This is a genomic window from Nocardia sp. NPDC051911 (assembly GCF_040681035.1).
Taxonomy (GTDB): Bacteria; Actinomycetota; Actinomycetes; order Mycobacteriales; family Mycobacteriaceae; genus Nocardia; species Nocardia sichangensis.
Genome location: NZ_JBFAXY010000044.1, coordinates 21854 through 44510 on the forward strand (window position 1 = coordinate 21854; position 22657 = coordinate 44510).

General features: G+C 67.4%; 18 protein-coding genes and 1 tRNA gene. 13 read left to right on the forward strand and 6 right to left on the reverse strand.

Translation table 11 applies throughout. From position 1 onward, the window contains the following. The first annotated feature begins 161 nt into the window (after positions 1 to 161). The 3 genes from AB0L97_RS34990 to AB0L97_RS35000 all read left to right on the forward strand — a co-directional run bounded on the left by AB0L97_RS34990 (position 162) and on the right by AB0L97_RS35000 (position 3648). Positions 162 to 1367: a DNA polymerase III subunit delta' gene (locus tag AB0L97_RS34990; RefSeq protein ID WP_364438381.1), complete on the forward strand. Its 1206-nt coding sequence runs from the start codon at positions 162 to 164 to the stop codon at positions 1365 to 1367. 63 nt (positions 1368 to 1430) lie between these two features. Further along, positions 1431 to 1506 (forward strand) — tRNA-Thr (locus AB0L97_RS34995). 336 nt (positions 1507 to 1842) lie between these two features. Continuing rightward, the gene (locus AB0L97_RS35000; RefSeq protein ID WP_364438325.1) at positions 1843 to 3648 is read left to right on the forward strand and encodes a serine/threonine-protein kinase PknD; all 1806 of its coding nucleotides are present in this window, start codon (positions 1843 to 1845) and stop codon (positions 3646 to 3648) included. Between the two features lie 104 nt (positions 3649 to 3752). On the opposite strand, the gene AB0L97_RS35005 is transcribed toward AB0L97_RS35000, so the two are convergent. Beyond that, positions 3753 to 4847 (reverse strand): cytochrome P450, encoded by a 1095-nt coding sequence (locus AB0L97_RS35005; protein WP_364438328.1) that lies wholly within the window; start codon positions 4845 to 4847, stop codon positions 3753 to 3755. Between the two features lie 377 nt (positions 4848 to 5224). Here AB0L97_RS35005 and AB0L97_RS35010 point away from each other — a divergent pair, with 377 nt between their 5' ends. Beyond that, positions 5225 to 6859: a GMC oxidoreductase gene (locus AB0L97_RS35010; protein WP_364438331.1), complete on the forward strand. Its 1635-nt coding sequence runs from the start codon at positions 5225 to 5227 to the stop codon at positions 6857 to 6859. Between the two features lie 85 nt (positions 6860 to 6944). Then, complete coding sequence (locus AB0L97_RS35015; RefSeq protein ID WP_355079225.1) at positions 6945 to 7814, forward strand: SDR family NAD(P)-dependent oxidoreductase; 870 nt, start codon at positions 6945 to 6947, stop codon at positions 7812 to 7814. Between the two features lie 35 nt (positions 7815 to 7849). On the opposite strand, the gene AB0L97_RS35020 is transcribed toward AB0L97_RS35015, so the two are convergent. After that, positions 7850 to 8185, reverse strand: a complete 336-nt coding sequence (locus tag AB0L97_RS35020) for a DUF4333 domain-containing protein (RefSeq protein WP_355079223.1) — start codon at positions 8183 to 8185, stop codon at positions 7850 to 7852. A gap of 207 nt (positions 8186 to 8392) precedes the next feature. On the opposite strand from AB0L97_RS35020, the gene AB0L97_RS35025 reads away from it, so the two are divergent. The 5 genes from AB0L97_RS35025 (at position 8393) to AB0L97_RS35045 (ending at position 14310) form a co-directional block, all read left to right on the forward strand. Further along, a complete protein-coding gene (locus AB0L97_RS35025) occupies positions 8393 to 9202 on the forward strand; it encodes an alpha/beta hydrolase (RefSeq protein WP_355079221.1) in 810 nt (269 codons plus the stop codon). Further along, positions 9199 to 10452, forward strand: a complete 1254-nt coding sequence (locus AB0L97_RS35030; protein WP_364438336.1) for a SpoIIE family protein phosphatase — start codon at positions 9199 to 9201, stop codon at positions 10450 to 10452. Before AB0L97_RS35025 ends, AB0L97_RS35030 begins: the two co-directional genes overlap by 4 nt. A gap of 98 nt (positions 10453 to 10550) precedes the next feature. After that, positions 10551 to 11543, forward strand: a complete 993-nt coding sequence (locus tag AB0L97_RS35035; RefSeq protein ID WP_364438339.1) for a small ribosomal subunit Rsm22 family protein — start codon at positions 10551 to 10553, stop codon at positions 11541 to 11543. Positions 11544 to 11921: 378 nt separating this feature from the next. After that, entirely contained in the window at positions 11922 to 13502 is a 1581-nt protein-coding gene (locus AB0L97_RS35040) for an MFS transporter (protein WP_355079215.1), read from the forward strand. Positions 13503 to 13668: 166 nt separating this feature from the next. Beyond that, entirely contained in the window at positions 13669 to 14310 is a 642-nt protein-coding gene (locus AB0L97_RS35045; protein ID WP_355079213.1) for a hypothetical protein, read from the forward strand. A gap of 8 nt (positions 14311 to 14318) precedes the next feature. Here AB0L97_RS35045 and AB0L97_RS35050 read toward each other — a convergent pair whose 3' ends face one another. Together AB0L97_RS35050 and AB0L97_RS35055 are read right to left on the reverse strand one after the other, a co-directional pair. After that, positions 14319 to 14774 (reverse strand): hypothetical protein, encoded by a 456-nt coding sequence (locus AB0L97_RS35050; RefSeq protein WP_364438348.1) that lies wholly within the window; start codon positions 14772 to 14774, stop codon positions 14319 to 14321. A gap of 289 nt (positions 14775 to 15063) precedes the next feature. Then, positions 15064 to 16116, reverse strand: a complete 1053-nt coding sequence (locus AB0L97_RS35055; RefSeq protein ID WP_355079209.1) for an alpha/beta hydrolase — start codon at positions 16114 to 16116, stop codon at positions 15064 to 15066. A gap of 192 nt (positions 16117 to 16308) precedes the next feature. Between AB0L97_RS35055 and AB0L97_RS35060 the strand changes: the two genes are divergently transcribed. Genes AB0L97_RS35060 through AB0L97_RS35070 form a run of 3 tightly spaced genes read left to right on the forward strand, consistent with a single transcriptional unit; the run spans position 16309 to position 17402 of the window. Next, positions 16309 to 16680 (forward strand): glyoxalase superfamily protein, encoded by a 372-nt coding sequence (locus AB0L97_RS35060; protein WP_355079207.1) that lies wholly within the window; start codon positions 16309 to 16311, stop codon positions 16678 to 16680. A 49-nt stretch (positions 16681 to 16729) separates the two neighbouring features. After that, positions 16730 to 17188, forward strand: coding sequence for a DUF2752 domain-containing protein (locus AB0L97_RS35065; protein WP_364438353.1), 459 nt, complete (start codon positions 16730 to 16732; stop codon positions 17186 to 17188). 28 nt (positions 17189 to 17216) lie between these two features. Beyond that, positions 17217 to 17402, forward strand: a complete 186-nt coding sequence (locus AB0L97_RS35070) for a hypothetical protein (protein ID WP_355079203.1) — start codon at positions 17217 to 17219, stop codon at positions 17400 to 17402. On the opposite strand, the gene AB0L97_RS35075 is transcribed toward AB0L97_RS35070, so the two are convergent. Further along, positions 17403 to 18746 carry a M1 family metallopeptidase gene (locus tag AB0L97_RS35075; RefSeq protein ID WP_355079201.1) on the reverse strand — a complete coding sequence of 448 codons (1344 nt, stop codon included), beginning with the start codon at positions 18744 to 18746 and terminating at the stop codon, positions 17403 to 17405. After that, positions 18746 to 22657 (reverse strand): Pls/PosA family non-ribosomal peptide synthetase, encoded by a 3912-nt coding sequence (locus AB0L97_RS35080; protein ID WP_364438384.1) that lies wholly within the window; start codon positions 22655 to 22657, stop codon positions 18746 to 18748. The genes AB0L97_RS35075 and AB0L97_RS35080 overlap by 1 nt, the downstream gene beginning before the upstream one ends.

Here is a 22657-nt window from a genome sequence, read left to right on the forward strand (position 1 = left end):
GAGCGGTGCGTGGCGGAGTCGGGTGGTGTGGGCTGGCCGGGCCATGCGCGGGCGAGCCGGACGGTGCGTCCGGGCCTGGTGTATGTGGGCCGTCGACGGTGGCGAGCGTGGTGTCCGAGACCGTCCGGGATCTGTCGGGAGGGGCGGCTAGGGTGTACGACGTGGCGGGAGTCTTCGATCGGTTGGTCGGCCAGGAGGCGGTCGAGTCCGAGTTGACGGCTGCCGCGGTCGCTGCGCGCGGGGGCGTGGTCGAGGGCGCGATGACGCACTCCTGGTTGTTCACCGGCCCGCCCGGATCGGGCAGATCCGTTGCCGCGCTGTGTTTCGCGGCGGCGCTGCAGTGCACGGATCCGGCGACGCCCGGGTGCGGTAGGTGTCATGCCTGCACCACGACCATGGCGGGCACGCACGGCGACGTTCGCCGGGTGGTGCCGGAGGGGCTGAGCATCAGCACCAAGGAGATGCGCGAGATCGTGCAGGTGGCCTCGCGCAGGCCCAGCACGGGGCGCTGGCAGGTGGTGGTCATCGAGGATGCCGACCGCTTGACCGAGGCGGCGGGCAACGTGCTGCTCAAGGTCGTCGAGGAGCCGCCGGACCGGACGGTGTTCCTGCTCTGTGCACCCTCGGTGGACCCGGAGGACATCTCGATCACGTTGCGTTCCCGCTGCCGCCACGTGCATCTGGTGACGCCATCGGTGCCCGCCATCGCGCGAGTGCTCCGCGAGCGCGACAACCTCGACGAGAAGACCGCTACCTGGGCCGCGTCCATCAGCGGCGGACATGTCGGCCGTGCCCGCAGGCTCGCCACCGACGAGGAGGCACGCGCCCGCCGTCAGCGTGCCCTGGCCTTGGTCACCGCGGCCGGGAAGCCCGGTGCGGCCTATGCCGCCGCCGACGAACTGGTGCGCGCGGCCGACGACGAGGCCAAGCAGATGAGCGCGGCCCGCGACGAACGCGAGCGCGAGGAACTCGCGACCGCGCTGGGCGCGGGCGGTACCGGCAAGGGCGCGGCGAGCGCCACCCGCGGTTCCGCGGGCGTGCTCAAGGACCTCGAGCGGCGGCAGAAGTCCCGCGCGACCCGCACCGGCCGCGACGCCCTCGATCGCGCCCTGATCGATGTCGCGGGCGTCTATCGGGACGCACTGGCCGTGCGGTTCGGGGCCACCCGGCTCGGCTCCGGCGTCGCGCTCACCCACCCCGACCTGTCCGACGAGATTCACGATCTGGCCGACCGCGTGCGCCCGGAGGGTCTGCTGAAGTCCATCGAGGCCGTTCTGGCCTGCCGCACCGCGCTCGACCAGAACGTCAAACCCCGTTTTGCTCTCGCGGCCATGGCCGCCGCCCTCATCGCGGCCCGCGCCCAGTGACCGTGACCACCCGTTTTCGCGATCGGGCCTGCGAGACGATAGACTTCCCTGGCCGAAAGGCACGCCGCCTTAGCTCAGTCGGTAGAGCGCTTCACTCGTAATGAAAAGGTCGGGGGTTCGATTCCCCCAGGCGGCTCCATCATTCCTGGTACAAGACGTTTCTTCGCTTGCGGGATCAACCCTGACTGCCTCGACCCGTGGCAGTGCCGCAGCCAACACGGCCTCGTTGCCCGAGAACCGTTGTGGTCCTGGTTCGGTCGTCGCCGTACGTCGAGCTTCTGCGCAGTGCGGGGTGAGGAAGCAGCCACCTGCTGCGGTACCGAGCGGCCGCCGAATAACCTCGGGTACACCGACGATACCGCCTGACTATCGAGCCTCGGTCCTGGCTGAATCGACTAGTGTGGAGCTACCTGCTCGCGGGTGCACCTGCAAGCGAGTACGCCGTTAGCCAGACAAGTGGTCACGGGACGGCATCATGGATGACACGTCAGTGAATGGCGGGGACACCGCCCGGGGGTCGGGGCCAGCCGAGGCGTTCGGGCGCTATCGGCTGTTATCGCTGCTGGGTCAGGGCGGCATGGGCCAGGTGTGGCGGGCGCATGATTCGCTGACCAATCGGGTGGTGGCGCTGAAGGTGTTGCCCGAGCGCTTCGCCGATGACGAGCAGCTGCGCGAGCGGTTCCGCCGGGAGTGCCGGGCGGTGGCGCAGTTGACCGAGCCGCATGTGATTCCCATCCACGACTTCGGCGATATCGACGGTCGGCTCTATCTGAATATGCGCCTGATCGAGGGCACCGACCTGCGCACGTTGATCGCGCGGGAAGGTGCCTTGTCGCCGCGGCGGGCAGTGGCGATCATCGTCCAGGTGGCCGGTGCGCTGCAGGCGGCTCACGACGCCGGGCTGGTTCACCGTGATGTCAAACCCACCAATATCCTGCTGGGGACCGATGAGTTCGCCTCCCTGATCGACTTCGGGATCGCCCACGCCGCCGATGACCGTACGCTGACCGCGACCGGCGAGACCATCGGCACCCTCGCCTACATGGCGCCGGAGGAGATCGACGCCGAGGTCAAGGCCGACGCCCGAGTGGACGTGTACGCGTTGACGTGCGTGTTGTTCGAATGCCTGACCGGCAGGCCGCCGTTCGCGAGCGAATTCGGGATGCAGGGTGTGATCGCCCATCACCTGCACAGCCCGCCGCCGCGTCCCAGCGCCACCACACCCGACGTACCGACTGCGTTCGATGCGGTCATCGCGAAGGGGATGGCCAAGAACCCCCGCGATCGTTACCAGACTGTGCGTGAACTGGCCGCGGCCGCCCGCGCCGCGCTGGGCGATTCGCCCGTCAGTCCCACCGTGGGCGTGGCTACGCGCCATGGGCGGCGAATCAGGTTCTCGCGCCAGAACGCCGGACTGCTCGCGGTCGCGGTCGCGGTGGTGGTGGCCGCCGTAGCTGTCGTCGTCGGCGTCCAACGCGGATCAGGCGGCGGTGGCAACTCGCCCACACTTATCGCCCCGGGCTATTCAGCACAGACTGCGCTGCCGTTCACCGGCGTCAGCCTGCCTACCGGTGTGGCGGTCGACCCGGCGGGCAACGTATACGTCACCGACATGGGTAGCGATCGGGTGCTGAAATTGGCGGCGGGCGCGTCGACGCCGACCCCGCTGCCTATCACCGGCCTGAAGAATCCCCAGGATGTGGCGGTCGACCCGGCGGGCAATGTATACGTCAGCGACACGAGTAACGATCGGGTGCTGAAATTGGCGGTGGGCGCGTCGACACCTGCCCCGCTGCCGTTCACCGGGCTGAAGGATCCCCATGGTGTGGCGGTCGACAATGCTGGCGGCGTATACGTCGCCGACCGGGGGAATGATCGGGTGCTGAAATTGGCGGCGGGCGCGGCGGCGCCGACGACGCTGCCGTTGACGGGGCTCCAAGGTCCCGATGGTGTGGCGGTCGACGCGGCGGGCAACCTATACGTCACCGAATTGGGTACCGAGCAAGTGAGGATGTTGGCCGCGGGCGCGTCGGCGCCGACCATGTTGCCATTCACCGGGCTCAAAGATCCCCAGGGCTTGGCGGTCGACACGGCGGGAGATGTGTACGTCGTGGACTGGGGTAACAAATGGGTGGTGAGGTTGGCGGCCGGCGCGTCGACGCCCACCCCACTGCCGTTCACCGGCTTGAAGAATCCCCAGGGCGTGGCGGTCGACTCGGCGGGCAATGTATACATCACCGATCTGGGCCTCGATCCGGTGGTGAAACTTCAGGCCGGCTGACCCCAGACCGGCCAACGCCGATATTCCACCAACCAGAAGCCGAAGCACCTCACTCCTTCGACGACCCCGCCGGACCGGACCGACGCCGTCGCACAACCCGGTATCTAGTCGGCAAGGAGCTTGGCGGGCATGGAGCGGTAGGCGTGCAGATTCCGCAAGGGATGGGGGACCGGCGGACCGTCCAGGCTCAAATTCGGGTACCTCTCGAAAAGGGTTCGCAGCGCGACGGCGCCTTCCAGCCGGGCCAGCCTGGCTCCCAGGCAGCCGTGTATCCCGCTGCTGAACGCGAGATGTTCCGTGGCGTTGTCCCTGGTCACGTCGAATTGCTGGGGATCTGGGAAGACCGCGGGGTCGTTGTTGGCGCCGGCCAACGACAGCAGGACCAGGGAACCCGATTCGATGCGCTCACCGGCGATGTCGACGTCGCAGTTCGCGACCCGGCCGGTCATCCGCACGGGACCGTCGTAGCGCAGGATTTCCTCGACTGCGTTAGGCCACAAGTCCGGCTGCGCGATGAGCGATTCCAGCTGGTCTGGATGGCCTGTCAGTAGGACGATTCCGTTGCCGAGCATATTCACTGTCGTCAAGAAGCCGGCGTCCAGCAGCAGGGCCGCGTTGGCCACCTGCTCGCGACGGGTGGTTTCGCCGTCTGTCGCCAGCATGCTGAGTACGTCGTTGTTCGGTTCGGCGGCTAGTTCGTCGAGGTAGTGGTCGAAGTACTGTTTGACCTCGACCAAGTCTTCGATGGCGTGGCGGTAGGTGGTCCAGCTCAGGCCACGTTCGAGCAGTGGCGCACCCGTGTCTCCCCATTTCAGCAGGGTCGGATGCATGTCGGCGGGCAATCCGAGGATCTCGGCGATGACCGTGACGGGCAGCTGTGCGGAAAAGTCCTCGATCAGATCAGGGCGAGGCTTCGATTCCAGGCGATCGAGTAAGTCGTTGGTCGCTTCGGTGACTCGTCCCTCCAGCGCCGCGATCGCCTTCGGACCGAATGCGTGCCGGACCAGGCGTCGGTACCGGGTGTGATCCGGCGGATCCGTCACGAGCATCGAAGGCGGCTCCCCGAGGTTGGGAAGCCCCAGATCCGTTTTGTCCAGCGCCCGGCGGATCGGCTTCGGCAGGGCTGGATGGAATGGGGTGACCACACCGAAGCGTCGATCGCGCAAGATGAGTCGGCACAGTTCGTAGTCTGCCGTCACGTGTACGCCCGACATGCTGGGAATACGGCCGCGCCGCCGGATCTCCTCGATATATGGTGATGAGCCGAGCAAGCGATCCTGGCCGACAGCGATTTGCCCGAGCGGGTCACCCCGGCGTGCCGCCCATCGGAGATAGGTCCGTAACAGGCCATGAGTGAGTAGCCACCGAATCCAGGCGCGAGTCAACATCGCCGCCTCCTCACTCCCGACCCACTCCTCATGATAAAGAGTAGCTATTACATTGCTGAACTATTAGCGTTAACGGATGTCGCCGACTAGGCGGTGCCGATGAGCTGGGCCAGGAAGGTACTACGCATGGTCGTCCATGCGGGTGCTGAAGTGTTGTGGAGCGACGTTCGGATCGAACGAGAGGCACGATGGAGCGGCGTGGTTTCGTCAAGAGTGCCGGCTTGGCCGCGACGATGCTCGGTGTCGCCGGTGCGAGCACGGCCGCGTCTGCGGCGTGGGCGGACGATTTCAGCCCGAGCCCGAGAACATCGATGTACCGCATGTTGGTGCCGGAGATCTTCGCGCCGCTGCCGGATCCCGCCGACCATGTGCCCGCGATCGTCATCGGATCGGGGTTCGGGGCGTCGGTCACCGCGCTGCGTCTGGCGCAGTCGGGGATCGAGGTCGCGGTGCTCGAGCGCGGGTCGCGCTGGCCGAATGATCCGTGGCGTGACATCTTCGCCACCGACACGATTCCCGATGGCCGCGGCTTCTGGCATCGCACGACCTTTACCGGGGTGAACCGGATTCCGCTGCAGATCGATCCGTTCGGCGGGGTCCTCGATGTCACGAATTACCCGGGCATCGACGTGTGGCGCGGTGCGTGTGTGGGCGGTGGCTCGGTGGTGTTCACCGGGGTGATGATCGAGCCGGAGCAGCGATTCTTCGACCATGTGTTCGGCGGCGTGGTCGACTATCGCGAGATGCACGACGTCTATTACCCCAAGGTCCGAGAAGTATTGCGGCCCAGCGTGATACCCGACGATATCTACAACTCTTTCGCGTTCGTGCACTCGCGGGCCTGGGACGAACAGGTCCGCGTGGCCGGTTATACGCCGCAACGCATCGACGGCACCTGGAATTGGGATGTCATCCGCGCCGAACTGGCCGGGCGATCGAGGCCGTCGGCGACGGTCGGCTGCTCGAACCTGGGCAACTCCAACGGCGCGAAATTCGATCTGAACCAGAATTACCTGCGCTACGCCGAGGGCACCGGCCGTGCCCGGATCTACCCCGGCCATCGCGTGGATGCCATCGCCGAGGAACCGGGAGCGTCGGGTCGCTATAGCGTCGCCGTGACCAAACTGGACCCGACCGGTGAAGTGCTCCGCACCCGGACGCTGACCTGCGACATGCTGTTCCTGGCCGCGGGCTCCATCGGCACCTCCGAACTGCTGGTGCGTGCCCGGGAAACCGGCGCGCTGCCGAACCTGAACGAGCACGTCGGGGAAGGCTGGGGCAGCAACGGCGATGTCGCCTTGGCGCGGCCGCTCAGCACGCTCGAGGTGGGCACGCAGGGCACACCGTCGGCGAGCCGGATTCTGGACGAGGCGGGCACACCCGTGTCGCTGGAGAACTGGTACATCCCCGGCACGACGCCCTTCGACACCACCCTTCTCGCATCGTTGGGCATCGTGCTCGACGACACCCGCGGCCGGTTCGTCTGCGACCCGGCCGACGGGCGCGTGGAACTGCGGTGGCCGGCCGACGGCGCTGCCGGCTATCTCGCGCGAGCGAGGGAAGTCAACAACAACGCGGCCTGCAACTGTCAGCCCATCTCTCGACCCGCCTTCGACGCGGACGCCTCGTTCACCTCCCATCCGTTGGGCGGAGCGGTGATCGGGCGCGCAACGGACGGATACGGCCGGGTGCGTGGCTATCGGAACCTGTACGTGATGGACGGAGCAGCTGTGCCGGGTAGCACCGGAACAGTGAATCCTTCATTGACTATCAGCGCGCTGGCTGAGCGCAATATCGAACAGATCATTCGTTCCGGGGGGTAAAGGGCGAGCGCGCCTATCGACGCCGACTCGGGTCCAGTTCGCCATGACACGTGAGTTCTCGGATCAGCCCTTATACAGTCGAGCTGTGAACGAGACTCCGGCCACGAACAGTGGACGGTCACTCGCCGAACGGCTGGCGATCCGGTTGCTGTATCCGACAGCCCGGCCCACCGAGGAAGCGCTACGAGCGGCTGTCGCAGGCAAGGTGGTGCTGGTGACCGGGGCCTCGCACGGTATCGGCAAGGCCAGTGCGCGGAAGCTGGCCGCGGCGGGCGCGGTGGTGCCGCTGGTGGCCCGGTCTCGCCCGGAACTGGAACAGCTGGCCGCCGACATCGCGGCCGACGGTGGCACGGCCCACGCGTACACGACCGACCTGACCGACCTGGATGCCGTCGACCTGCTCGGCCGGACACTGCTGGCCGAGTACGGACACATAGATGCCGTGATCAGCAATGCGGGAAAGTCGATTCGGCGGCCCATCGCCGAGTCCTACGATCGCTTCCACGATTTCACCCGCACCATCGACATCAACTATCTCGGCCCGGTGCGGCTGCTGCTTACTCTGTTGCCCCATATGCGTGCACGCAAGCAGGGGCATATCGTGAATATCTCCACCTGGGGCGTGCTCCTGCCGCCGAGTCCACGCTGGTCGGCCTACATCGCCTCGAAAGCGGCCTTCGACGTCTGGCTGCGCAGCGTGGCCGCCGAAATCGCCTGCGACGATGTCACCACTACATCGATCTACATGCCCCTGGTCCACACCAGGATGAGCGCCCCCACCGACTTCAGCCGCACCCCCGGTCTGACCGTCGACGAAGCCTCCGACCTCGTCTCGCACGCCGTCACGACCAAACCCCGCGACATCGCCCCCTGGTGGGCGATCCGGGTCCAAGCCTGGTCTGCTGTCCACCGCAACCAAGCCCAGCGCATTCTGGAACGTAGGTTCCGCCGCTGAACACCGGACCGGAGGTGCGGGCCGGGCCTCGGGTGCTACGAACGGGTCACCGAGATCTCGCCCTGGTCGCTGATCACTTCGACCAGCACATCCTTCGAGTGAAGGTACGTCCAGGCCTGACATTTGAACTGGTTGCCTACCTGGACCACAACAGAACCGGGGCAGGTCACTCGACCGGCAGGTTGATCCCCCACGCCCTGCAGCCTGTTCGCCACCTGCTGCTCCAACGCAGTCTGATCGAACACCCGCGGCTGTTGGACCGGGTCGAGATCGGCGCCCATCAGCTTCACCGTCACCGCCACCGCGCAGACGGCGACCACGGCCGAGGAAACCGCCATGACAGTGCGGGCTACGTTCTGTTGATCAACCACGCCGATAGTCCTATCCACCCCTGAAGGACTTGGCAAGACCATCGATTGATCAGTCAGAAAGCGGCCGATCGCGCCAGTGCGCGAGGCGGCGGTCCGCCGTGCCGGATGTCATCCACTCCGCTGCTGCCCGGGAGCCTCACCCGAGGGGGCAACCTGGCAAAATATCGGTGGTGGGCGTCAGCGTAGATCTTCTGCGAAGGTGTCTGTGTGGCGGTGTTGAGCAGGAACCATGTGATCGTGCGCGGCAAGATCGGCGCACCGGTGGTCGTGCTCGCCCACGGATTCGGGTGTGACCAGCACATGTGGCGCCTGGTCACACCGGTTCTGGAGCGTGACTTCACCGTCGTCCTGTTCGACCACGTGGGTGCGGGCCGCTCGGATCTCTCGGCGTGGACCCCGTCGCGTTACTCCAGCATGGACGGCTACGTGGAGGATGTGCTGGCGCTACTTCGCGAGCTGGAACTGGGGCCGGTGGTCTTCGTAGGACATTCGGTCAGTGCGACGATGGGAGTGCTGGCCGCCGCACGCGAGCCCGCGGCATTCGCCGGACTGGTACTGGTGACTCCCTCGCCGTGTTTCATCGATGATCCGGCCACCGGGTACCGAGGCGGTTTCAGCGCCGCCGACATCGAGGAACTGCTGGAGGCGCTCGATGCGAACTATCTGGGCTGGTCGGGCGCGATGGCGCCGGTCATCATGGGCAACCCGGACCGGCCGGAGCTGGCCGAGGAACTCACCAATAGTTTCTGCCGCACCGACCCCGAGATCGCGCGCGTCTTCGCACGCGTCACGTTCCTGTCCGACAACCGGGACGATCTGGACGCGGTGGGTGTACCCACGCTGATTCTGCAGTGCTCGGCCGACGCCATCGCCCCACCCGAGGTCGGGGCGTTCGTCCATGAACGGATCAGGGGCAGTCGACTGGTCACGCTCGCCGCGACCGGACACTGCCCGCAGCTCAGTTCTCCCGACGAGACCGCCGCCGCCATCGCCGCCTTCGCCGCGGAAACCGGATGACGAGCGCGGCGGGCGACCGAGACGGCGCCAGCGCTCTCGGAGCGGGGGCGGATGACGACGACGCGGTGTTCGCCGCGCTACTGGAGGACAGCGCCGAGGACCTGTACGAGAACGCCCCCTGCGGATACCTCTCCACCTCGCTGGACGGCCGCATCGCCAAAGTGAACGCCACACTGCTGGACTGGCTGGGCTGGCGGCGCGACGAACTGGTGGGACGCAAACACTTCTCCGACCTGCTCACCGTGGGCGGTCGCCTCTATCACGAAACCCACTTCGCACCTCTGCTGCGGATGCAGGGCGACATCCGTGGCATTGCCCTGGAAATGAAGACCGCCGACGGTCGGCGACTACCCGTCCTGGTGAGTTCGCACGTCAAAACCGGCAGGGAGGGGCAACCGCTACTGATTCGCACCACCGTCTTCGACGCCCGCGAGCGCCGGGCCTACGAGACGGAGTTGCTGCGGGCACGGCGCGAAGCCGAGGAGGAGCGCGAACGCCTCCAGCGTCTGAACGCCACTTTGCAGACCACCCTGCTACCACCCGAACTGCCTCAGGTCCCCGGCGTCGAAGTCGCCGCGTACTACCACATCGCCTCTGCCGACGAGGTCGGCGGCGACTTCTACGATCTGTTCCCCATCACTGCCGACACCTGGGGAATGTTCCTGGGCGACGTCTGTGGCAAAGGAGCTCCTGCCGCGGCACTCACTTCACTGGCCCGTTACACACTGCGCACGGCCACCGCCTACACCCACGACCCAGCCGCAGTGCTGGACACGCTCAACACCACGCTCACCGAGCGATACCACGGTCACAGGCCCCGGTTCTGCACGATCATCTTCGGGCTCATCCGTCCCACTGCCGATCGCGGCGGTTGCGACATCACATTGGCAGGCGGCGGGCACCCGCCGGCGCTGCTCCTGCGTTCCGACGGCGCCGTGGAAGAGATGCACACCCAGGGTGGCCAGCTGATCGGGGCGATCCCGCACGCCCGGATCGTCACCAGAAGCTTCCGGCTGGAGGCCGGGGACACGCTGCTGCTCTATACGGATGGCCTCACCGAAGCTCGCGTCACGGAGAACGGCGGTCGTTACGGCGATCGAGCCCTCCTCGAATTCGCTCGCGCGCTGGCGCCCGTGACAGCATCCGGCGGTATCGAAGCCATCCGGGAATTGCTCGACTCCTTCGGACCAGGGGTGGAGGACGACACCGCCCTCCTCGCCGTCCACGCGCTACCTCCGCCCCAGGCGTGACGCACTGGAACGCTGCCGCACAGCGCCAGGAAAGTAGGGTCGGCACCGCAGTGACAGAATGACGGGCCTGCCATTACAGACCAGAGGAGTTATCCCGGGTGGAACTGCCCGTCGAACTTGTCGAGGCCCTCGACCGGGCATGCGCGGGCGTTCCCCAGCGGCAGCTTGCCACTTCGGTCGACCGGCTGATCTCGCGCTACCGGGACCCGCGCCCGGCGGCGGCGCCGATTCTCGCTTCGACCGCCGACGTCACCGCCTACGCCGCTTATCGCATGCCCGCGACGTGGGCCGCTGTGCACAGTGCGCTCGATCGGTTCGCCGAGCAGGCGCCCGGCTTTCGGCCGGAGACACTGCTCGACGTCGGCGGGGGCACCGGCGCGGCGCTATGGGCAGCGAGCGAACTGTTCCCTTCCTTGGCCGAGGCGACCGTACTGGATCAGGTGGACGAAGCACTGCTTTTAGGGCGCAAGCTCGCGGCCGACGCCACCTCCGCGGCGGTGCGCTCCGCCGTGTGGCGGCGGACCTCGTTCGCCGCTCAGGAAGCATTCGGCGGAGCGGACCTCGTCACGATTTCCTATGTGCTGAGCGAACTCTCCGAGGCAGACCAAGCCGATCTGGTGGCCAGGGCGGCCGAGGGGGCGGAAGTGGTGGCCGTCATCGAGCCGGGAACTCCGGACGGCCATCGCAGAATCCTCTCCGCCCGCGACGTCTTGATCGAAGCCGGTCTGACGGTCGTGGCCCCCTGCCCGCACCAACAGATGTGCCCGCTCGCCGCGGGGACGGACTGGTGCCATTTCAGCACGCGAATCAACCGGACGTCCCTGCACCGGCGGTTGAAGGGGGGCGAACTCGGCCATGAAGACGAGAAGTTCTCCTATGTGATCGCCTCTCGGACCGCGCACGCCCCCGCCGCGGGTCGAATCCTGCGACATCCGCTCAAACGTAAGGGCCTGGTCACGCTGGAAGTCTGCACGGCCGACGACGGCGTGCGGCAAACCCTCGTCTCGAAGCGACAGGGCGAGTCGTACCGCGAGGCAAGGGACGCGGAATGGGGCGACACCTGGCCACCATCCCACCGCTCGGCGGACTGATCGCCACTGCCCGAAGATTGATCCCCGCCTGACCCGCCGCTCGGCAAGCTGCGCCGAGTGTCGCCCGGGGGCGGGAAGGATGCCGGGCTTTAATGAGCCGCCAACTAGTGGCACAATTCACAACGATCCAATATTTACGTAAATCGGGCGTAACCGTGTTCCGCTCAGGCCGTTGAGGAGCGACACCCGTGCAGATGTCGAGGCGCGATCCCGGCTCACGACCGCGCTGTGCTGGGGCTTCCGCGTTCCGGGCGTCGGTCCCGCCCACTGGTCGAGTTCGTGAGGGGGCGAGGTGATCCCTGTGTGGCGCTCGGTCGGGGGCTCGGCGCAGGCCCCCCGACGGTCCGGCCTTCTTCTGAAATCGAGGTGATCCGTCAAGTGCTGGAAACGCAAACCAAGGTCGTACGAAGTCTGGTTCCCGCTCGGATGGACCGGCTTCCGTGGACCAAGTTCCACTGGCTCATCGTCGTCGGGCTCGGGGTCTCCTGGGTCCTGGACGGAATCGAGATCCAGATCGTCAGCAGCATGGGTGGACCGCTGCAAGACGTCGAAACGCTGCATCTGACCTCCGGGCAGGTCGGCGCGATGGCCTCGTGGTACCTGGCCGGTCAGGTCGTCGGCGCACTCGTGTTCGGCAGGCTCACCGACCGGCTCGGTCGCAAGAAGCTGTTCATCCTGACCCTGGCGATCTATCTGATCGGTAGTGGGTTGGCCGGTTTCTCCTGGAACGCATGGTCGCTGTACTTGTTCCGCTTCATCGCGGGCACCGGAATCGGTGGCGAATACACGGCGATCAATTCGGCGATCGACGAGATCATGCCGTCCAGATATCGGGGCCGGGTCGACATCGCGATCAACGGCACCTACTGGGGTGGCGCGGCATTGGGAGCGGCCGCGAGCCTGATCCTGTTCAACGAGCGATTCATCCCGACCGGCTGGGGATGGCGTATCGGATTCTTCATCGGACCCGTCCTCGGCTTCATCATCATCTTCCTGCGCAGGCACATTCCGGAGAGCCCGCGCTGGCTGCTCACCCACGGGCGGGCCGAGGAAGCGGAGCGGACCGTCGACGAGATCGAAGGGCAGTTGCGGAGTAGGGGGATCGAGCTCCCCGCGGTCGACGAGAGCAAAGCCTTGGACATCGTGGACGCGGATCGGCTGTCCTACCTGCAGATGGCCCGGATCTTCTTCGGACGATATCCATCGCGTTCCTTTCTCGGATTCACGATGATGGCTACGCAGGCTTTTCTCTACAATGCGATCTTCTTCACCGTCGGCCTGGTGCTGATCAATTTCTACAACGTGCCGGCCGATCACACGGGCTATTATTTCTTCCCGTTCGCGGTCGGCAATCTGATCGGGCCACTGGTACTCGGCCCGCTCTTCGACAGTATCGGCCGCCGGAAGATGATCTGTGCCACCTATGTGGGCTCCGGTTTGTTGCTCTTCGTTTCCGCGTGGGCATTCAATGCGGGCATTCTCAACGCCACCACCCAGACCATCTTCTGGTGTGTCATCTTCTTCTTCGCCTCGGCGGGGGCGTCGTCTGCTTATCTCACGGTCAGCGAGATCTTCCCGCTGGAACTGCGTGGTCAGGCCATCTCGTTCTTCTTCGCCATCGCGCAGGGCGCGGGCGGGGTCGTCGCGCCGTTCCTCTTCGGGCATCTGGTCGGCGGCGCGGACAACCCGAGCCCCGACCGGTTCCCGCTCACGGTGGGGTACCTCATCGGCGCCGGGTTCATGATCTTCGGTGGCCTGGTCGCCTGGTTCTTCGGAGTGAACGCGGAGGGGCAGTCCTTGGAGGACATCGCGGATCCGCTGTCCGTGGCGAAACCAACGGCAACTGCCCCCGGGGTGGCCGTCGACGGTCGACACGAGGAGCCAGCCGGGCGAGAGCCGCTGATCAGCGAGCCGATATCTGGCGGCCCATCAGTTGTCGAATCGATGAAGGGCGATTAGCGACATGGTGCAGCCAACTCCTTGGCGAGCGAATCGCGATCGGCAGCAACAGGCGGGGGCGACGAGCCGCTCGCCGGGCAGTACTCGGAAACGCCGGGTAGACGTCGCCAAACTCCGGTCGCGGTTGCCGAAACTTCGGGGGCGGCCGCCGAAACTCCAGACCCGGTTGCCGCAAATCCGGGCGGCAGCGCAACCGCTGGTGGTCTTGCTCCGGGACAACTCGGGTTATCTGTGTGCCGCGGGCGGAAGCATCATCACGTTCACCCTGCTGTTCAAGCCGTGGCTCGCCACCGGCGGACCGGATGGCACGATCTGGAGCAACGCCTTCGGCCAGACCCACATCACCACCACGCTCGTGGGGCTCTGGTCGAAGAATCCGCCCGCGCACTCCAATCTCAGCGGCACATGGGCCATTTTCGCCACCATCGCGATATTCCTCACGGTGCTCGCGGCGTTGGCCAATCTCTGGTCCCGCACCGAGGCACTCGCGCGTTTGACGACCGGTTCGGCGGTGGCGGTGGCGCTTTTCATCGCCTTCACGCTGGTCTATCTCAACAGCAAGGGGCCGGAGTTGCGCTCCATGATCGGCTCCGGCCCGCCCACCGACCTCGGCACGCAGGTCGGCTATGTGATCCGATGGGCTTCAGGCAACGGGCAATATCCGCTGCCAGGGCTGCGAAAGGTCGAGTTCGAGACCGCGAAACTCACCGGTACCGCGCTGTTCGCCGGTGCGACGGCGATGTTCTCGGCCGTGGCGGCCATCGCCCAATGGGTTCGGATGATGAAGTCACGCCGCGGCACCGGCTGAGCCGCCGACTACGTCACGACGAAGACTCCCTTTCCGGGAACGTGGGGAGCGTCCGTCGCGATCAGGACTTCCACGCGGCCCAGACCGGAGGGAATGGGCACCGGTATCCATGAGCCTGCCGCGTTCTCCTCGGCCGGTGTGCTGTCGTCGACCCGGATCGGTGGCAGGGTGCCGTACACGCCGGTGTCGGAATTTCGCCAGGAAACCGTGACTTCCACGCCGCAGGAGCCGCCGGGCCGGTCGGGCGCGAAGACGAACTCGGGGCGGATCCACAGCGTGGGCAGACCGGAGTAGTTGCGGTCAGGGTCGTAGTAGGCGGCGATCATGCCGATGCCCGCGCCCCCACCGTCGCAGAGCGTTCGCGCCGGGGGGACGCCGAGAGGAAGCGCGGATACCACCGGGGCGGCCACACCGAGTGTGCCGATGGTCAGAGCTATGACCGCTACACCATGCCGGACATCCACCGCTGCTCCCTTCGTCGGACTCGAACTGTCTGCCTGCTGTGTCGACATGAGTTCGCTGAGTGTTAACGGGAGCGTACGAAGGGTGCGGTGGGCGGCGGCGATTCGGCGTCGGCGCGCCGGAAATTCACGATGAGCGACAGCGTTTTTCGCGGGCGCGATCGATTTGGTGACGCATTAGCAAACTGAATGGAGGCGTCGCCGCGAAGCGGACAGGATCGCCGACCGCACTTCGGGAACGCCGCTCCTGGACCGGGCGCCGTTGACCGATCCAGGAGAACGTTCTCCGGGGTCAGCCGGCGGCTGCGGAGCGCAGGTGGGCGCGCTCGGCGATGGCGGCCAATTCCGCGTTGAAGCGGTCGGCGGCTTCGATATTGCCCAGATGCCCGGTGGGCCAGACGTGGTAGGCGGCCAAATGACCGGCTTCCGCGAGCGCGTCGGCGATGCGGCGCGACATGCGCTCGGGCAGCAAACGGTCGTGGGCGCCCGCGATCACCGTGGTGGGCACCGTGAGGGAGGCGGCCGCTTCGGCGAGATCCATGTCGGCGAGTGCGGCGGCGTGCCTGCCTCGGGTGAGCGGTCGGCACGAGCGCACGATGCCGAGCGCGAACTCGACCTGGTCCGCGGTTGCGTGCGGGTTCATCACGCGCGCCTTGAGCAGCGCGCTCGTCGGCCAGCCGCCCGGCAGCGGGACGGGGGCGGTGAGCAGCGTCTCGGCCACGATCATGGGCATCCGTACCGTGGCGCCGAACACCGTGATCGGGCGGTCCGCCAAGGTCAATGGCTTGTTCAGCAGCGGAAGCAGATCGGTGTCGTAGCGGATGTTGCCCGACGTACTGTTCAACAGGACGGCGGCCGCGGCCTGCTTGCGGACCTGCTCCGGATAGCGAGCGGCCCACGCCTGCACGGTGATACCGCCCATGCTGTGGCCGACGAGCACGGCCCGCTGTCCTGGGCGCAGCGTGGCGTTCAGCACGGCCGACAAATCGTCGGCCAGCGACTCCTTGCTGGGGACGGACTTGCCGAGTTCGCTCGCGCCGTGCCCGCGCTGGTCGTAGCAGACCACGCGGTACCGGTCGGCGAACGCGTTGATCTGCGGGTTCCAGTACTCGATGCTGCAACTCCAGCCGTGGATCAGGACGATGACATCGCCCTTGGCCGGACCGTACGCGTGTACTCGCAAGCGAGCGCCGTCTCGGGTGGTAACCGGAATGACCGCGTGGCGAGCGGTCGGCGCGTTCAACGACGCGGTACGGAAGGTGCGGGACCGCAGTCCGGCACGGTAATCGGCGGTGAGCGCACCGTTATGCGCGTCCGCCAGCGTCCTCATCGACTTCACCAGCATCAGGCACTCCTTTGTGTCCACCGTCACCGTACAGTGCAAGCAGCGGTGCTTGCTAGTGTTAGCGCCGTACGACGGTATTCCTGGTCTATATCGGGGAGTACCCCCGGATTCGGTACGGCAAAAGATCATTTCGAAAGAAAAAGTCAGACGCGCTTCGTTTGGGCTGTCGGACCGCGATGCCAAGATCGGGGCATGACCGCTATCGAGTTCGCCGCGCCGATTCCCGTGCTGCGCATGTTCGACGTCGTGCGGACCTACGAGTTCTACCGGGACTACCTGGGCTTCGCAGTGGACTGGGAGCATCGATTCGGTGCTGACTTCCCGCTCTACGCGCAGTTCTCCCGGGCCGAGGCGACCCTTCACCTGAGCGAACACCACGGGGACGGCACCCCGGGCAGCGTCGTGTGGATCGCGGTCGGCGATGTCTTCGCCTGGCATGCCGAGCTCGCCGCGAAGAGTTATCGCTACGCCGACCCTGGTCGTCCGGAAGACGGTCCGGGCGGTCCGGGATTCGACCTTGCCGACCCGTCCGGCAATGTGCTGCGGTTCGCGCAGCCGAAGTAGCGGGGCGCTGCCGTGGCGGCGCACCTCATCGCCCGGTTACGGTTGACTCGTGGACATCGCGCACCCTGCCTCCGGGCCCGTGACGGACCTGGGAACCGAGCCGAAGACCGGGTGGCGCGGGGCGGCGCTTCCGCTGCTGGTGGCGGGTGTCGGTGTGGGCGTCGGCGTATTGCTGCACCTGCGCGATCCGCACGTCGAGGGTTCCTACGGCACCTGTCCGGTGTACGCGCTGACCGGCTTTTACTGCCCCGGCTGCGGCGGGATGCGCGCCGTGCACAACCTCACCGACGGGCATGTCATCGATGCTCTGCACAGCAACTTGCTCGCGCTTCCGCTGGTTCTCGCGTTCGCGGTGTGGGTGCTGGACTGGACGGTTCAGGGGTGGCGCGGCCGGAAGATGCGGTTGCCGTCGATCAGCCGGACGACCATGTGGACGTTCTTCGTATTGCTGGCGATCTACACGGTGGTACGCAATACGCCGTGGGGAACCCTGTTCACACCGGTGTAACACGCGAATGTACGGGCAGCCCCAAGGTATGAGAGATTCGCTGAAGACCAGGGTGCAGCAGAAACTGCTGCGCCAGCTCATCGAGGACCCCCGGGACACCGAGCACGACGACCCCCGGCAGATCGCCGTGGAGACCGATCTGGACGCGCTGGCCAACGTGCCGGAGGACGATCCGCTGGTCGAGGAACTCGCCGCGCGTTATCTGGTGTTCTGATCAGGCCGTCGATGCGCCGCCGTAGGGGGGCAGCTGCGGTAGTCGCTCGGCGAGCAGCCAGCTGTCCCACAGTGGGCGTAGCGACACCAGGCTGTAGTGCCCGGCCAGGTCGGTGAATTCCTCGGTGGTCACCGACGAGTGGCGGTAGCGAATGGTCCATTCCCGGAGCAGGTCGAAGAAGGTCGAGTCGCCGAGTTCCAGGCGCAAAGCGTGCAGGGTGAGCGCACCCCGCTTGTAGACGCGGTCATCGAACATCCGCTGCGGTCCCGGATCGCCGATGACGATGTCCTGGGGCTCGCGGGCCAGGTTGTGCCGTGCGGCGCGGGCCAGCTGATCGGCGGTCGGCCCGCCCGCGGCCTCCGACCAGATCCATTCCGCGTAGCAGGCGAAGCCTTCGTGTAGCCAGATGTCCCGCCACTGCCGGATGGTCAGGCTGTTGCCGAACCACTGGTGGGCCAGCTCGTGCGCGACCAGTCGTTCCGCGCCGCGGCGGCCGTCGCAGTGGTTGGCGCCGAAGATGGAGATGCCCTGCGCCTCGATCGGGATCTCCAGTTCGTCGTCGGTGACGACGACGGTGTAGTCCGCGAAAGGGTAGGGGCCGAATTTCTCGCTGAAGACCTCGAGCATCCTCGGCTGACGAGCGAAGTCGTGGTCGAAGTTGGCGCGCAGCCGCGCAGGCAGGATCGCCTGCATCGGCACCGCCTGCGAAGAACCGATGCGGTGCTTGCGGTAGTGACCGATCTGGATGGTGGCCAGGTAGCTCGACATCGGCTCAGCCTGCTCGTACACCCATGTGGTCTGACTGGACTTGGTCTGCTTGCGCAGCAGGGTGCCGTTGGCCACCGCGTAGTAGGGCGAATCGGTGGTGATCGAGATCCGGTAGCTGGCCTTGGAACTCGGGTGGTCGTCACACGGGAACCAGGACGCCGCGCCATTGGGCTGACTGGCCACGATCGCGCCTTCGGTGAGTTCTTCCCACCCGACCTCGCCCCACGGCCCGCGCACCGGTTTCGGCGTGCCGCCGTACTGCACCACCAGCGCGAGCACGCCGCCCGCCGGAATCCGCTGTTGCGGCGTGACGACCAACTTGCCGTGCTGATGGGCGAATTTCGCGGCCTTGATCCCGTTGACGGACACCTTCGACACGCTCAGCGCTTGGCCGAGATCTAGTGCGAACCGGGTGCGCGCCTCGGTGGTCACGGCGGTGATCGCGGCGCGCCCGGTGAGCCGGTTGGCGGACACCCGATAGGCCAGTTCCAGCTCGTACCGGGAAACGCGATACCCCCGGTTGCCGTTCTGCGGGAGGTACTCGTCGATGGGGGCTTCGTAGAACTTGCCCGCCATCAGCGTGCCCCGGGATCGCCCGTGAACCAGGGCGCGATCGGGTTGCCCCACCAGCGCGTCGAGGCGGGCACCGCGTCGCCGCGCATGACCAGGGAAGCCGGGCCGATGGTCGCGCCGTCGCCGAGCGTCGAGGCGGGCAGTGCCACGCAGTGCGGACCGAGGGTGGCGCCCGCGCCGAGGGTGACGGTGTCCATGGCCATGATCCGGTCGTGGAACAGGTGGGTCTGCACCACACATCCGCGTTCCACGGTCGCGCCGTCGCCGAGAGTCACCAGGTCCGCCTCCGGTAGCCAGTAGGACTCGCACCATACCCCGCGCCCGATGCCTGCGCCGAGACCGCGAAGCCAGAGGTTCAGGACGGGCGTCCCGGTCGCCGCGCGCGCGAACCATGGTGCGGCAACCGTTTCCACGAACGTGTCGGAAACCTCGTTGCGCCAGACGAACGAACTCCACAGCGGATGCTCCTCGGCGCGGATCCGCCCCACCAGCAACCACTTGGCGGCCACCGAGGTCGCCCCCGCGACGCCACCCGCCGCCAGCAGCACCAGTCCGCTGAGCAGCCCGGCGGTCAGGTGGCCGAAGGTTTGCGCGAGCCACGCGAGGGTGCACAGCACGCCGAGACCGATCGCGAAGGTCACCAGAACCGGGATCAAGCGGCACGTCTCGACGATGCCGCGGGCGACGCGCAGGCGGGCGGGCGGATCGAAGGTGCGCGCCGTGTCGGCGTTCTCCGCGGCGCGGCGCAGCCGGACCGGTGGGCTGCCCAGCCAGGACGAGCCGGGTTTCGCTTTGGACGGCGCCGCCGACAGCACCGCGACCAGCCCGTTCTTCGGGACCCGTCGCCCGGGGGCGGTCATGCCGGAGTTGCCGAGGAAGGCGCGCTTGCCGACCTTGGCCGCACCGATGTGCAGCCAGCCGCCGCCGAGTTCGTAACCGGCGATCATGGTGTCGTCGGCCAGGAACGCCCCGTCGGCGACGGTGGTGAACTTCGGCAGCAGCAGCACCGTGGAGGCCTCGACGCTCTTGCCCACCTTCGCGCCGAGCAAGCGCAGCCACAGCGGGGTGAGCAGGCTGGCATACAGCGGGAACAGGAAAGTGCGTGCGGAATCCAGCAGGCGCTCGGTGGCCCATGCCTGCCAGCCGACCCGGCTGCGCACCGGGTGATAGCCCTCGGTCAGGCCGATGCTCAGCAGCCGGACCGCGACGATGGTCGCCGCGGCGTAGACGCCCAGGCTGAGCAGGGTCGCGAAGGGAAGCACGGCGAATGCGCGCGCGACGCCGCCCGCGAGCGTGCGGGTGTCGCGAACGAACCAGGCGAGGAACGCGCCACCGGCGCCGATGCCGAGAATCGGCATGGCGGCCAGCGCCATCGATGTGACACCGAAGACGCCGACCCAGCGGCGGGCTCGAGCCGGCGTGTGCGCGGGCCAGCGGTGCTGGGCCTTGCCCACCTTCACCGCGGGCGAACCGGCCCACTCCTGTTCCGCCTTCACCTTGCCCGCCACCGCGGAGCCGGGCGCCACCTCGGCGTTCCTGCCGATCTTCGTGCCGGGCAACAAGATCGAGCGCGAGCCGACCACCGCGCCGGGGCCGACGGTGATCGGGCCGAGATGCACCACGTCGCCGTCGATCCAGTAGCCGGACAGGTCGACCTCCGGCTCCACGCTGCAACCATCGCCCAGTTCGAGCATCCCCGTCACCGGCGGGAGGCTGTGCAGGTCGACCCCCTTGCCGATCTTCGCGCCGAGCGCGCGGGCGAACGGCACCATCCAGGGGGCGCCGGACAGATTCTCCGCGCCGCTGGCCTCGGACAGGCGCACGGCCGCCCACAACCGCAGATGCACCGAGCCCCCGCGCGGATAGCGCCCCGGCCGGACGCCGCGCAGCAGCAGCCGCGCGCCCGCCACGCAGATCGTCATCCGGCCGAGCGGCGAGATGAACAGCAGGAACGCGACCAGCGTCCACCACCAGGACAGCTGTGGCAGCCATGGCAGCGACCCGGACCAGGCCGCGATGTTGCCGACGATCGCCAGCCAGGTGAGCCACTGCAGGCCGGTGAGGGTGGTGAGCGGGATGGTGGCGAGTACCTGCGCGGCTTGCGCGAGCGGTGGCGTCGGCCGCACGGTCCGGTCGGCGACGGCCACGGTGGGCGTGGTCTGCTCCAGCAGCTCGGCGAGCGCGCCCAGGCGGGGATGGTCGTAGACGTCCGCGACGGCGATCTGCGGATACCGTTCGCGCAAGGCGGTGACCAGCTGGGCCGCCGCGAGTGAACCGCCGCCCAGGTCGAAGAAGTCCGCGTCGAGATCGCCGACCTCCGCGCCGAGGATGGCGTCCCAGAGTCCGGCGATCCACAGGGCCGTGCCGGTCAGGTCGTTGTCGTCGTCGTCCTCGGCGGCGTTGGGCAGCGGCCAGGGCAGCGCGTCGCGGTCGACCTTGCCGGAGGTGCGGGTGGGCAGTTCGTCGACCACCGCGAGCCGGGGCACCAGCGGCGCGGGCAACTGTCCGGCGAGGACCGCGCGCGCGGCCTTGGCATCGAAATCCGGTCCGGGTCCGGTCAGATAGCCGACCAGTAGCTTGTTGCCCGCTTTTGTGGTGCGGATGGCCGTCGCGGCGCCGGTGACTCCGGGCAGGCGTTGCAGAGCGTTATCGATCTCGCCGAGTTCGATGCGCCGCCCGCCCAGCTTGATCTGATCGTCGGCGCGGCCGAGGAAGACCAGACCTGCGCTGTCGTTGCGCACCAGGTCGCCGCTGCGATACGCGCGCTCCCAGCCGACGGAGGCCAGCGGCGCGTACTTCTCGGCGTCCTTGGCCGGGTCGAGGTAGCGGGCCAGCCCGACGCCGCCGATCACCAGTTCGCCGGATTCCCCCTCGGCCACCGGGTTACCCGCCGCATCGACGACGACCAGATCCCAGCCGTTGAGCGGCAATCCGATTCGGATCGGCCACTGACCGTCCAACCGCGCGGCGCAGGCGACGACCGTGGCTTCGGTGGGGCCGTAGGTGTTCCACATCTCGCGCGCCACATCACCGTTTCCGGCGAGACGCTCGGCGAGTTCCGGCGGGACGGCCTCGCCGCCGAAGATGAGCAGGCGCACCGCCTCCAGCGCCTCGACCGGCCAGGTCGCCGCCAGGGTCGGGACGGTCGAGACCACGGTGATCCGCCGCCGCACCAGCCAGGGACCGAGATCGGCGCCGGTGCGCACCAGCTCACGCGGAGCGGGCACCAAGCAGGCGCCGTTGCGCCAGGCCAGCCACATCTCCTCGCAGGACGCGTCGAAGGCGACCGACAATCCGGCGAGTACACGGTCACTCGGGCCGATCGGGGCGTCCTGAAGGAACAGGTCGGCTTCCGCGTCGACGAAGGCGGCCGCGTTGCGGTGGGTGACGGCAACGCCTTTCGGGGTGCCGGTGGAACCCGAGGTGAAGATGATCCAAGCGTCATCGCGGGGAGTCGGCAGCGTCGACCAGCTTTCCTCGCGCTGCTCTTCCGCCGCACGGATGCCCGCGGCGGTGGTCTCGATGCCCGCCGCGGTCACGATCGCGGTGACCTGCGCCTCGCCGAAGACCAGTTGGGCGCGCTCGTCCGGGTCGTCCGCGTCGACCGGCACGTAGGCCGCGCCGGAGTACAGGACGGCGAGGATGGTCACGTAGAGCGCACGGGTACCCGACGGTATGCGTACGCCGACCCGGTCGCCCGGTCGCACACCAGCGGTGGCGAGACGGGCCATGGTCTTCTCGATCTCGACGACCAGCTCCAGGTAGGAGAGCACTACTCGGCCGTCATCGATGGCAGGGGCGTCGGGGTGGGCGAGCGCCGTCGCGGTCAGGATGTCGACCAGTGTCCTGGCCTCCGGCGCGCGGTCACCGCGCGACAACGGGCCCGCGGGCGCGTCGACGTCTATCTCGAGCAT

Excerpts from the sequence above, each read along its gene's own strand:
- AB0L97_RS35010 (WP_364438331.1), top strand. The coding sequence starts at position 5,225 with ATGGAGCGGCGTGGTTTCGTCAAGAGTGCCGGCTTGGCCGCGACGATG.
- AB0L97_RS35055 (WP_355079209.1), bottom strand. The coding sequence starts at position 16,116 with ATGCTGGTGAAGTCGATGAGGACGCTGGCGGACGCGCATAACGGTGCG.
- AB0L97_RS35030 (WP_364438336.1), top strand. The coding sequence starts at position 9,199 with ATGACGAGCGCGGCGGGCGACCGAGACGGCGCCAGCGCTCTCGGAGCG.
- AB0L97_RS35075 (WP_355079201.1), bottom strand. The coding sequence starts at position 18,746 with ATGGCGGGCAAGTTCTACGAAGCCCCCATCGACGAGTACCTCCCGCAG.
- AB0L97_RS35000 (WP_364438325.1), top strand. The coding sequence starts at position 1,843 with ATGGATGACACGTCAGTGAATGGCGGGGACACCGCCCGGGGGTCGGGG.
- AB0L97_RS35070 (WP_355079203.1), top strand. The coding sequence starts at position 17,217 with ATGAGAGATTCGCTGAAGACCAGGGTGCAGCAGAAACTGCTGCGCCAG.
- AB0L97_RS35060 (WP_355079207.1), top strand. The coding sequence starts at position 16,309 with ATGACCGCTATCGAGTTCGCCGCGCCGATTCCCGTGCTGCGCATGTTC.
- AB0L97_RS35080 (WP_364438384.1), bottom strand. The coding sequence starts at position 22,657 with ATGCTCGAGATAGACGTCGACGCGCCCGCGGGCCCGTTGTCGCGCGGT.